The organism is Streptomyces sp. NPDC056161, assembly GCF_042268025.1.
Taxonomy (GTDB): Bacteria; Actinomycetota; Actinomycetes; order Streptomycetales; family Streptomycetaceae; genus Streptomyces.
Window position 1 is genome coordinate 1 of sequence record NZ_JBHJUV010000008.1, and the last position, 11,883, is coordinate 11,883.

Annotated in this window: 10 protein-coding genes; 6 read left to right on the forward strand and 4 right to left on the reverse strand. The window is 68.2% G+C overall.

The window, feature by feature from the left end; translation table 11 throughout:
* The 6 genes from murJ to trxA all read left to right on the forward strand — a co-directional run.
* A partial coding sequence (gene murJ, locus ACFC09_RS09595; protein WP_376525382.1) for a murein biosynthesis integral membrane protein MurJ occupies window positions 1-2,435 on the forward strand: 2,435 nt, incomplete at its 5' end.
* A gap of 119 nt (window positions 2,436-2,554) precedes the next feature.
* Complete coding sequence (locus ACFC09_RS09600) at window positions 2,555-4,279, forward strand: serine/threonine protein kinase (protein ID WP_376525383.1); 1,725 nt, start codon at window positions 2,555-2,557, stop codon at window positions 4,277-4,279.
* A gap of 26 nt (window positions 4,280-4,305) precedes the next feature.
* Window positions 4,306-5,031 carry an RNA polymerase sigma factor SigM gene (gene sigM / locus ACFC09_RS09605; RefSeq protein WP_376525385.1) on the forward strand — a complete coding sequence of 242 codons (726 nt, stop codon included), beginning with the start codon at window positions 4,306-4,308 and terminating at the stop codon, window positions 5,029-5,031.
* The gene (locus tag ACFC09_RS09610; RefSeq protein WP_376525387.1) at window positions 5,028-5,990 is read left to right on the forward strand and encodes a hypothetical protein; all 963 of its coding nucleotides are present in this window, start codon (window positions 5,028-5,030) and stop codon (window positions 5,988-5,990) included. The genes sigM and ACFC09_RS09610 overlap by 4 nt, the downstream gene beginning before the upstream one ends.
* 169 nt (window positions 5,991-6,159) lie before the next feature.
* Window positions 6,160-7,128, forward strand: a complete 969-nt coding sequence (gene trxB / locus ACFC09_RS09615; protein WP_376525388.1) for a thioredoxin-disulfide reductase — start codon at window positions 6,160-6,162, stop codon at window positions 7,126-7,128.
* 42 nt (window positions 7,129-7,170) lie between these two features.
* Window positions 7,171-7,503: a thioredoxin gene (gene trxA, locus ACFC09_RS09620; protein WP_376525389.1), complete on the forward strand. Its 333-nt coding sequence runs from the start codon at window positions 7,171-7,173 to the stop codon at window positions 7,501-7,503.
* A gap of 119 nt (window positions 7,504-7,622) precedes the next feature.
* Here the strand turns inward: trxA and ACFC09_RS09625 are convergent, their stop codons facing one another.
* The 4 genes from ACFC09_RS09625 to rsmG all read right to left on the reverse strand — a co-directional run bounded on the left by ACFC09_RS09625 (window position 7,623) and on the right by rsmG (window position 11,781).
* Window positions 7,623-8,240: a GNAT family N-acetyltransferase gene (locus tag ACFC09_RS09625; protein WP_376525391.1), complete on the reverse strand. Its 618-nt coding sequence runs from the start codon at window positions 8,238-8,240 to the stop codon at window positions 7,623-7,625.
* Between the two features lie 328 nt (window positions 8,241-8,568).
* Window positions 8,569-9,666 (reverse strand): ParB/RepB/Spo0J family partition protein, encoded by a 1,098-nt coding sequence (locus ACFC09_RS09630; protein WP_376525393.1) that lies wholly within the window; start codon window positions 9,664-9,666, stop codon window positions 8,569-8,571.
* Window positions 9,663-10,736, reverse strand: a complete 1,074-nt coding sequence (locus ACFC09_RS09635; RefSeq protein ID WP_376525629.1) for a ParA family protein — start codon at window positions 10,734-10,736, stop codon at window positions 9,663-9,665. Before ACFC09_RS09635 ends, ACFC09_RS09630 begins: the two co-directional genes overlap by 4 nt.
* A 328-nt stretch (window positions 10,737-11,064) precedes the next feature.
* Window positions 11,065-11,781, reverse strand: a complete 717-nt coding sequence (gene rsmG, locus ACFC09_RS09640) for a 16S rRNA (guanine(527)-N(7))-methyltransferase RsmG (RefSeq protein WP_376525395.1) — start codon at window positions 11,779-11,781, stop codon at window positions 11,065-11,067.
* Between the last annotated feature and the right edge of the window lie 102 nt (window positions 11,782-11,883).

The window sequence follows — 11,883 nt, forward strand, 5'->3', positions numbered from 1 at the left end:
GCTCGGGCTACCCCGAGCCGCCGCCCGAGCCCGGCCAGGTGCCGCCGCAGCACGCGGCGGACATGTACCTCCAGGACGCCTACGACCAGGACCCCTACCGGGCCCAGGACCTCGCCGCCCAGGATCCGGTCGGTGAGGCGCTCTACGACCGGGCCGCGCACCCCCCGCCGCCCCCGGGGACATACGCGCAACAGCCGCTGTACAGCCAGCCGCCCCAGTCTCCCTACGCCCCCGACCCCCGGGTGTGGGCCCAGACTCCGGCGCCCGAACCGGCCGGACCTACCCAGCACATGCCCTTCGGTGAGGACCCCCGGACGACCCAGTTCGTCGGGGTGGACGACCTTGTCACGCACTCCGGTGAGGAACGCCACGAGCCGGACGCCTTCGCTCATCTCTTCCGGGACCAGCAGCAGGGCACCGGACAGCCGCCCGTGACGTCCTCGGCCGACTCCGGCTCGGGCGGTGGGCAGGGGCCCGCAGGGCCGTACCAGGCGTCGCCGCACCCCGGTAGTCCGAACTCGGCAGGGGAGTACCCAGGGCAGTATCAAGCCGCGCCGTATCCGGGGCCGCAGTACCAGGGGGGTCGGCCCCCCGCGGCCCAGTACCCGGCGGGGCAGTATCCACAGGCTCCGTATCAGCAGGCCCAGTACGAGCAAGGACCGTACGGGCAGGCGCAGTACCAGGCGGCGCCCTCCGCGGCCGGCGCGACCGCCCCCGCGGGTGGCGTCCCCGGCACCGCCCCGACCGACGCCGCCACGGCCTCGGCGTCCGCTTCCTCCGCCGCCGCTCCCGCCGCGAAGAAGGGCGGGCGCGCGGCCGGTCTGCTGAAGTCGAGTGCCGTGATGGCGGCCGGCACCATGGTCTCCCGCCTGACCGGTTTCATCCGCTCCGCGCTCATCGTGTCGGCGCTGGGTGTCGGTCTGCTCGGCGACACCTTCCAGGTCGCCTACCAGTTGCCGACGATGATCTACATCCTGACCGTCGGCGGTGGCCTCAACTCCGTGTTCGTGCCGCAACTCGTGCGCGCCATGAAGGAGGACGAGGACGGCGGCGAAGCCTACGCCAACCGGCTGCTGACCCTGGTGATGGTGGCGCTCGGCGCGCTCACGGTGCTCGCCATCGCCGGCGCTCCGCTCCTGATCCGCCTGCTGTCGGACCCGGTGGCGAGCGATCCGGGGGCGAACGAGGTCGGCATCACCTTCGTCCGCTACTTCCTGCCCTCGATCTTCTTCATGGGCGTCCATGTGGTGATGGGTCAGATCCTCAACGCCCGCGGCAAGTTCGGCGCGATGATGTGGACCCCCGTCCTGAACAACATCGTCATCATCGTGACGCTCGGCATGTTCATCTGGGTCTACGGCACCGCGGCGCACTCCGGGATGAAGGTCACGAACATCCCGCAGGAGGGCCAGCGCCTGCTCGGTATCGGCGTGCTGCTCGGTCTCGTCGTCCAGTCCCTCGCGATGATCCCGTACCTGCGGGAGACCGGATTCCGGCTGCGGCTGCGGTTCGACTGGAAGGGCCACGGTCTCGGCAAGGCGGCCACGCTCGCCAAGTGGACCTTCCTGTTCGTCCTCGCCAACCAGGCGGGCGCACTCGTCGTCTCCCAACTCTCCACCTCGGCCGGCAAACATTCACCCGTGGACGGCACCGGCTTCGCCGCCTATGCGAACGCCCAGCTGATCTGGGGTCTGCCGCAGGCCATCATCACCGTCTCGCTGATGGCGGCCCTGCTGCCGCGCATCTCGCGCTCGGCCGCGGAGAACGACACCGGCGCCGTCCGCGACGACATCTCCCAGGGACTGCGGACGACGGCCGTGGCGATCGTGCCCGTGGCGTTCGGCTTCGTGGCCCTCGGCATCCCGATGTGCACGCTGATCTTCGGCTCCTCGGGCACCAGCGAGGCCACCAACATGGGTTACATGCTGATGGCCTTCGGCCTCGGCCTGATCCCCTACTCCGTGCAGTACGTCGTCCTACGCGCCTTCTACGCCTACGAGGACACCCGCACCCCCTTCTACAACACGGTCATCGTGGCCGCCGTCAACGCCGGTGCCACGGCCGCCTGTTACTTCCTGCTCCCCGCCCGCTGGGCCGTGGCCGGCATGGCCGCCGCGTACGGCCTCGCGTACGCGATCGGCGTGGGCGTCGCCTGGAAGCGGCTGCGCAAGCGGCTCGGCGGCGACCTGGACGGTGCCCGCGTCCTGCGGACGTACGCGCGGCTGTGCATCGCCTCCGTGCCGGCCGCGGCGCTCAGCGGCGCCGCCTGCTACGGCATCGGCCACTCCCTGGGTCAGGGAGTCATCAGCTCGTTCCTCGCGCTCGTGGCCGGTGGTGTCCTGCTGCTCGGTGTCTTCTTCGTCGCGGCCCGCCGTATGCGGATCGAGGAGATCAACTCCCTCATGGGCATGGTGCGTGGGCGTCTGGGACGCTGAGGCAGGGGTAGGCGCACAACCATCGTCGGCCCCCGTGTGTCGTGCATAGCGGCAGACTGTGGGCACAATTGGTTTCGGCGTCGGACAGCGTGCAACGGATGGGGAGGCAGGGAACGACGGTGGCGGAACGGAGCACGGCTGCCGTCGACGTGGCAGACAACAGCGGTGACAAGCCGCTGACCGCCAAGGCGGACCAGTCCACGGCCGACGGGGTGGCCCAGAACCCGGAGCGGGACACGGACAACGACGAGGCACAGGGAAGCACCGGGGCCGAGGGTCCCGGGAAGGACACCTCACCTCCCGAGCTGCACAGCGGTCACAAGCTCGCCAGACGCTACCGACTGGAAGAATGTGTCACCCGTCTGGACGGATTCAGCAGCTGGCGTGCGGTCGACGAGAAACTCCGGCGGGCCGTCGGCGTGCACATCCTGCCGGCGGACCACGCGCGGGCCCGTAACGTGCTGGCCGCCGCCCGGTCCTCGGCACTGCTCGGCGACCCGCGCTTCGTCCAGGTCCTGGATGCCGTGGAGGAGAACGATCTTGTCTACGTCGTGCACGAGTGGCTGCCGGACGCCACCGAGCTGACAGCGCTGCTGTCCGCCGGACCACTGGAGCCGCACGACGCCTACCAGATGGTCAGCCAGGTCGCCGGCGCCATGGCGGCGGCCCACCGCGAAGGTCTGGCGCATCTCCGTCTCAACCCGAACGCCGTGCTGCGCTCCTCCACGGGCCAGTGGCGTATCCGGGGCCTCGCCGTGAATGCCGCCCTGCGCGGCATCAACTCCGACACCCCGCAGCGCACGGACACCGAGTCCATCGGCGCCCTCCTGTACGCCGCGCTCACCCAGCGCTGGCCGTACGAGAACGACGCCTACGGGCTGCCCGGTCTGCCCAAGCACATCGGTCTGATCGCCCCGGACCAGGTGCGGGCGGGGGTCCACCGTGGACTGTCCGAGCTGGCCATGCGTGCGCTCGTCAACGACGGTGCGACGGCTTCCCGGCACGAGGCGCCGTGCACCACGCCGGAGGAGCTGGTGAAGGCGATCGGCGAGATGCCCCGCATCCGTCCGCCGGAGCCGGCGTTCACGGCGCCCCCCGAGTACCAGCGCACGACCTACCAGCAGGGCACCTACGGCCGCCCGGCGCCGCGCCCCGGCGCCACCCAGCCCATCCAGTCCCCGCCGCCCCCGTTGCAGAGCCGTACCGGCAAAGCCCTCAAGTGGACGGTCTCCGCACTTCTGATCGCCGCCCTGGGACTGGGCAGCTGGCAGCTCGCGGACGCGCTGATGAACCGCGGCAACCAGTCCGGCGACAGCAACAACACCCAGACGACGGACGGCGGCGAGAAGGGCAAGGGCGAGGCCAAGCCCGGCACGGCACTCAAGATCCAGGATGCCCGGGAGTTCGTCGCCGAAGGCGACGCCCAGCACCCCGAGGATGTCGGCAAGACATACGACGGGGACACCTCGACGACCTGGCGGACCAAGACCTTCAAAGAGGGTCCACCCATCGCCCCGTACAAGCCGGGTGTGGGCATCGTCTACGACCTTGGTTCGGCGAAGGAGATCTCCGCGGCGTCCATCGGGTTGCGCTACACCGGCGACCACACCACCGTCGAACTGTATGCGTCCGACTCCCTGACCCCGTCGTCCCTCAAAGCGATGGACAAGATCGGCAGCGTCAGTACGAGTGGCACCGACGCCACGGTGAAGCTCACCAAGCCTGCGAAGAGCCAGTACGTCCTCGTGTGGCTCACCGCGGTGCCGTACTCGGGTCCTGACCCCGCCGAGTACAGCGATGCCGGGTACAAGCAGGCCCTCACCGAGGTGAAGTTCACGGGCTGACGCTCACCGGAGCGGGAGGGGGTCAGATGGCGGACGACACCGGGTTCGACCGGGTGAGCGATCAGGATCTGCTCACCCGGCACGTCGGAGGTGATCCCGATGCCTTCGGTGAGCTGGTGCGCCGGCACCGGGATCGGCTGTGGGCGGTCGCCCTGCGGACACTGGGGGACCGTGAGGAGGCCGCTGACGCCGTCCAGGACGCCCTTGTCTCCGCCTACCGGGCTGCGCATACCTTCCGTGGGCATTCGGCCGTCACGACCTGGCTGCACCGGATCACGGTGAACGCCTGTCTGGACCGCGCTCGCAAGGTGGCGTCCCGGAGGACCGCGCCGGTCGACGACACCGAGCGGCTGGAGCAGCTGCTGGAGCCGCATGAATCGGCCTCGGCGCCGGCCGAGCGGAACGATCTGCACCGGCAGCTGCTCGAAGCCCTGGCGACGCTCCCTTACGACCAGCGTGCCGCCCTCGTCCTGGTGGACATGCAGGGCTACCCGGTCGCCGAGGCCGCCCGCATCCTCGCTGTGCCCGTCGGGACCGTGAAGAGTCGCTGCGCGCGTGGCAGAGCCAGGCTTCTCCCCCTCGTCTCCCATCTACGGCCGCAAGAGACCGGTCAGGACACCCGCCCGGATCCGGCACGGAACCACTCGGAGGGGACGTCCGTCCCACCGACAGCGCATGCCGGGGACAGAGACCCCGAGCAAACGGGGTCCAGTGATTCAGCCGTAGTGAAGGGCGGAGGTGGGCGAGCATGAATTCGAGGACAGATACGACCGGGCACCCGGACGTCACCGAGATCTCCGACTTCACCGAAGGTCTGCTCCCACCGTCGCGGATCACGGACCTACGGCGCCATATCGACGCGTGCGATCTCTGCGCCGACGTCCTCCGCTCTTTGGAGGAGATCCAGTGCCTCCTGGGCACGCTACCCGGCCCGCCGCAGATGCCTGCCGATGTGGCCGGTCGGATCGACGCCGCACTCGCCACGGAAGCCCTGCTCGACGCCACGCCGAGCGCCGGATCCGCACCCACCACGGTCTCGGTCAGCGTGTCCCCCGGTTCATGCGGTGAGGACGCCGGTTCATCCGGTGAGGACGCCGGGGCGCATGTTTCACGTGAAACATCGGCTCGCACGGACCGTCCCGTCGGTCGTCCCCATGGCGCGACCGGTCCGGGCCGGAAGGATCGCCGCCGTGGACGCCGCAGGACCGTCGTCATGGGAGCCGTCCTCACCGCTGCCGTCCTGGGAGCCGGATCTCTTTTTCTCCGATCGTTCGGCACCGACAACGCCCCCGTGACGCCGTACGCACAGCAGACCACGGCAGCCGACACCTTCTCCGGGGGCAATCTGGGGAACCAGGTGGCCGACCTTCTCGCCGCACACCAAGGCGCGCAGCCCGGTCCCGACACCCAGGAACCACGAATCGGCACCGAATCGGTTCCCCAGACACCGAACGCCGTCAAGAGTGCGGACACTCTGCTTCAGACCTCCGCCCCGGTCCCGGACTGTATCCGTGGAGGCATCAACGGCAGCGGCGACATCCTCGCCGCCAAGAAGGGGATCTACGACGGGAAGGACGCCTATCTCGTCGTGCTGCCCGACGCCGGCGACAGCACCCGGGTCACTGCTTACGTCATCGACGCGGCCTGTATCGGCCGGGATCCCGTGTCGCCAGGCACAGTCCTGTGGAAGCAGTCCTTCACCCGTTCCTGAAGGTCTGCGGTTCGTCTCGGTCCACAACGGCACACCCTCGCGCGGGGAAGCCCCGTGTGCCCGGACACACCGGGAATGCGGGCCCCGTAGGATCCGTTGGGTGGGGTGAGAGTTCTGACAGGGGCTCCCACCGGTCGAATGACAGAGACCAGAGACGAGGAATGAAGCCGTGAGCGACGTCCGTAACGTGATCATCATCGGCTCCGGGCCCGCCGGTTACACGGCGGCGCTTTACACTGCGCGCGCCTCGCTGAAGCCCCTGGTGTTCGAGGGGGCCGTCACAGCGGGGGGCGCACTGATGAACACCACCGACGTGGAGAACTTCCCGGGCTTCCGCGACGGCATCATGGGTCCCGACCTCATGGACAACATGCGCGCACAGGCCGAGCGCTTCGGCGCCGAGCTGGTGCCGGACGACATCGTCTCGGTCGACCTCGCGGGTGAGATCAAGACCGTCACGGACACCGCCGGTACCGTCCACAAGGCCAAGGCCGTGATCGTCACCACGGGCTCGCAGCACCGCAAGCTCGGCCTGCCGAACGAGGACGCTCTCTCCGGTCGTGGTGTCTCCTGGTGTGCCACCTGTGACGGGTTCTTCTTCAAGGACCAGGACATCGCCGTGATCGGCGGCGGTGACACCGCGATGGAGGAGGCCACCTTCCTCTCGCGGTTCGCCAAGTCCGTGACGATTGTCCACCGCCGGAACAGCCTGCGCGCCTCCAAGGCGATGCAGGAGCGTGCCTTCGCCGACCCGAAGATCAAGTTCGTCTGGGACAGCGAGGTCGCCGAGATCCAGGGCGATCAGAAGCTCTCCGGTCTGAAGCTGCGCAACGTCAAGACGGGTGAGCTGTCCGACCTCCCGGTGACGGGTCTGTTCATCGCGATCGGTCACGACCCGCGGACCGAGTTGTTCAAGGGCCAGCTGGACCTGGACGGAGAGGGTTACCTCAAGGTCGACTCCCCGTCCACTCACACCAACCTGACCGGTGTCTTCGGCGCCGGTGACGTGGTCGACCACACATACCGACAGGCAGTCACCGCTGCCGGCACCGGCTGCTCGGCCGCTCTCGACGCCGAGCGGTTCCTCTCCGCCCTCGCGGACGCGGAGAAGGCCGAACCTGAGAAGACCTCCGTCTGACCCCCTTCCGCCCCACCGCACGATCAAGTTAAGGAGCTCGCCGTGGCTGGCAGCCTGAAGAACGTGACCGACGCCTCCTTCGAAGAGGACGTCCTCAAGAGCGACAAGCCCGTCCTGGTGGACTTCTGGGCCGCCTGGTGCGGTCCGTGCCGCCAGATCGCGCCGTCTCTGGAGGCGATCGCCGCCGAGCACGGCGACAAGATCGAGGTCGTCAAGCTCAACATCGACGAGAACCCGGGTACGGCCGCCAAGTACGGTGTCATGTCGATTCCGACCCTGAACGTCTACCAGAGCGGCGAGGTCGCGAAGACCATCGTCGGTGCCAAGCCCAAGGCCGCCATCGAACGCGACCTTGAGGAGTTCATCGCCGAGTGAGTCGGCTGAACGGCGCCGTGGTCGAGCCGACGGCATGTTTCACGTGAAACACGAATGGGCCAACCCGCCGGGGTTGGCCCATTCGCCTGAGATCGACGTCCTCTCTGGATCGACGCCTTCTAGAGCGGTCGCAGCGCTGGTTCCTTCTGTACGGCGCCCAGGAGCCGGTCGATCGCCATCTCCACGTCTTCCTTCCAGGAGAGCGTTGTACGCAGCTCCAGACGCAGGCGTGGGTAGGCGGGGTGGGGCCGTACCGTCTTGAAGCCCACTGCCAGAAGATGATCGGCCGGCAGGACGCAGGCGGGTTCTTTCCAGCGGGCGTTCCCGAATGCCTCGATCGCCTTGAACCCCCTCCGCAGCAGATCCTTGGCGACGGTCTGCACCATGACTCGGCCCAGCCCCTGCCCCTGATAACCCGGCAGGATGAACCCGGTCATCAACTGCACGGCGTCCGGAGAGACGGGGCTCGTCGGAAACGCCGTCGCGCGGGGTACGTAGGCCGGGGGCGCATAGAGCACGAAGCCGACCGGTGCCTCGTCGACATAGACCACCCGACCGCAGGATCCCCAGTCGAGCAGGACGGCGGAGAGCCACCCTTCCTTCTCCACCGCGGCCGTGCCCGCATTCACCGCGGCCTGGCCACTGACCGGGTCGAGTTCCCAGAAGACACACGAGCGACAGCGCTTGGGAAGATCCTGGAGGTTGTCCAGCGTGAGCGGTACGAGCCGGCGCCCCATGAAGGCTGTTCCTCGCTTCCTTCGCCCGCGACGTCGCGGGCTGCTGTCAAAGCGCCCCGTTCCCCGAGCAGGCTGCCCGCGAAGCCGCCGAGCGCGCCCAGTCCCAGGCCCGCGCTCGCCAGTCCGGTCCGGCCCACCGTCGGCTCACCGTTCGCATGGCTCCCGCCTCTCAAAGAGAGGTGCTGCCAGGTGAAAGCGCCATACCCGAACGCATCGTATCCACGATGCGTTTGCATCGATACCGCCAGAAAGCAAAGAGCGGACCGCGTTCCAGTACACACCGGACACGATCCGCTCCGTCACCCAAGGGGGCAGGGTCAGCGCACGCTCAGTCCTCCAGGACCTCCGAGTCCACTTCCTGGAGGTCCTGTGGGAAGACCGGTCCCTCACCCGGGGCAAGCGTCCCGAGGATCCGCTCAAGGTCTTCCATGGAGGCGAACTCGACGGTGATCTTGCCCTTCTTCTGGCCGAGGTCGACCTTCACCCGTGTCTCGAAGCGATCCGAGAGCCGAGTGGCAAGATCGTTCAGGGCCGGGGAGACCCGGGTTCCGGCACGGGGTCCCTTGGAGCGCTGAGTGGCCTGGGGACGCGAACCCATCAGGGTCACGATCTCCTCGACCGCACGCACCGAAAGTCCCTCGGCCACGATCCGGTGAGCCAGCCGATCCTGCTCCTCGGAATCCTCCACCGAGAGCAGCGCCCGCGCGTGACCGGCGGACAGCACCCCGGCAGCGACCCTGCGCTGGACGGACGGCGACAGCTTCAGCAGACGCAGGGTGTTGGACACCTGCGGACGGGAACGCCCGATGCGGTCCGCCAGCTGATCATGGGTGCAGTTGAAGTCCTTGAGCAGCTGGTCGTAGGCGGCGGCCTCCTCCAGCGGGTTCAGCTGGGCCCGGTGCAGGTTCTCCAGCAGCGCGTCCAGGAGGAGCTTCTCGTCGTCCGTCGCCCGGACGATCGCGGGGATCGCTTCGAGGCCGGCCTCACGGCAGGCTCGCCAGCGCCGCTCGCCCATGATGAGTTCGTAGCGGCCGGGACCCAACTGTCGTACGACGACGGGCTGGAGGAGGCCGACCTCCTTGATGGAGGTGACGAGCTCTTGCAGCGCGTCCTCGTCGAAGACCTCACGCGGCTGACGCGGGTTCGGCGTGATGGAGTCGAGGGGGATCTCGGCGAAGTGAGCGCCCATCGGCGGTGCGGGCGCCTCTGCGACACCGAACACCGACGGTTCCTCGGTTTCCTGTACAACAGGCGGCAGCGTGGCCACCTTGGCCGCGGCCACCCCACGGTCGGCCGTCAGCACCGGGGCCGCGGGGGACGGGGATGTCACTCCCCCGATCGCAGCCGATGCCGGGTTCTTCTCGGTCGGGGCAGCAGGAATCAGTGCGCCCAGACCTCGGCCCAACCCCCTCCGTCGCTCGCTCACTGGATCCCCTCCACCATGCTCGGATTGCTCTGCGCCCCAATATGGGCCTGAGTCGGGTCATAGTTGACACCGACCCCCTTCAACGCGATTTCTCGTGCCGCCTCAAGATAGGACAGGGCACCACTCGATCCCGGATCGTAGGTCAGTACCGTCTGTCCATAGCTCGGCGCCTCGGAGATACGGACCGAGCGCGGAATGCTCGTCCTCAGCACCTCGTCACCGAAGTGACTGCGCACCTCTTCCGCGACCTGAGAAGCAAGACGCGTCCGGCCGTCGTACATGGTGAGCAGGATGGTCGACACATGCAGGGCGGGATTGAGGTGGCCCCGCACCAGATCGACGTTACGCAACAGCTGGCCCAGGCCCTCCAGCGCGTAGTACTCGCACTGGATGGGGATGAGGACCTCGGCCCCCGCCACCAAGGCATTGACGGTCAACAGGCCGAGCGACGGCGGGCAGTCGATGAGGATGTAGTCCAACGGCTGCTCGTACGCCTGGATGGCCCGTTGTAGCCGACTCTCGCGGGCCACCAGCGACACCAGCTCGATCTCCGCACCGGCGAGGTCGATGGTGGCGGGGGCACAGAAGAGACCCTCGACATCGGGGACCGGCTGGACGACCTCCGCAAGAGGCTTGCTCTCGACCAACACATCGTAGATGGAAGGAACTTCCGCGTGATGGTCGATCCCCAACGCGGTGGAGGCGTTGCCCTGCGGGTCGAGGTCGACCACCAGGACACGACCGCCATGCAGAGCAAGCGAAGCGGCAAGATTGACCGTCGTCGTCGTCTTGCCCACGCCACCCTTCTGGTTGGCGACCACGACGACTCGGGTCCGCTCGGGGCGCGGCAGACCTTCGCCGGCGCGGCCCAGAGCCTCCACCGCCAGTTGGGCAGCACGACCGATGGGAGTGTCGTCCATCGGAGGCGGTGTTTCACGTGAAACATCCGCCCCCATCGACTCGGTGCGGGGACCGGGGACCGGATCGGTCATCGGTCCCGCGATGTTGGCGTCGGACCGCAAGGATTCACTCTCCTCGACTTCAGGCTCGCAATGAACAGAGCCTCCCATGCCTTCGGGGTCGTGAACCAGTGAGCCCTGGTGTTCTGTGGAGAATTCCACCTCTGTGGACAACTCCGCACCCCTGGAGAGGGACGGATTGCCGCCTGAAGGCGCTGTCTCCCTGAGAGAACCGAGGGGCTTGCGGTCGCGAGGTTCGGCCGCGGCCCGGCCGCGACTGATGATGCCGTGCAGCAGTGAGCGACGTTTCACGTGAAACACGATGCACAGCGGCTGCGACGGTATCTCCGCGACACTCCGGGTTGCGTAGGTTTGGAGGCTTGTGTGGAGTAAGTGGCGTCGTCAGGACGGATCAGCAGCGCTCATCCGCCCGACCGTCTCAGCGACGTCGGCGAGTGCGCCCGGTACGGGCCGCCTTCGCCCGCTTGGCCGCAAAGCGCACACCGCCGGGACTCTCCCCGACCTCGACCCGTACGACGGTCGACAGCGGGTCTACGACCCCCTCGCCCACATGCAGAACAGAGGTCGACACCGCTCCGAGCTTGCTCAGTGCCGCCCCCGCGGCCTTCAGCTCCTCCTCAGCGGTGTCGCCCTTCAGCGCAAGCATCTCGCCGTACGGCCGCAGCAGAGGGATCCCCCATCCGGCGAGCCGGTCCAGAGGCGCCACCGCCCGCGCCGTCACCACATGGACCGGCGGTACCTTCCCCATGACTTCCTCGGCCCGGCCGCGGACGACCGTCACATGGTCCAGGCCCAGCATCTCGACGACTTCGGTCAGGAAGTTCGTGCGCCGGAGCAGCGGCTCCAGCAGCGTGATCTTCAGGTCCTCACGGACGAGCGCGAGAGGGATCCCCGGCAGGCCGGCACCCGAGCCGACGTCGCACACCGTCACCCCCTCCGGAACCACCTCGGAGAGCACCGCGCAATTGAGCAGGTGGCGACCCCACAAGCGGGGCACCTCGCGCGGGCCGATCAGCCCACGCTGCACACCGGCCTCGGCCAGCAGTTCCGCATAGCGGACCGCATCGGCGAAACGCTCGCCAAACACTTCCCGCGCCTGTTCGGGCGCAGGGGGGAGATCCGCTGCCTCCGTCACGGGGACCGTCCTTCCGTACAGCGCCGACGTCGTACGCCGACCACAGAACAACCAGGCTGACAAAGTTCGGCCCCGCCTGGACAACAGACGGGGCCGGTAGAA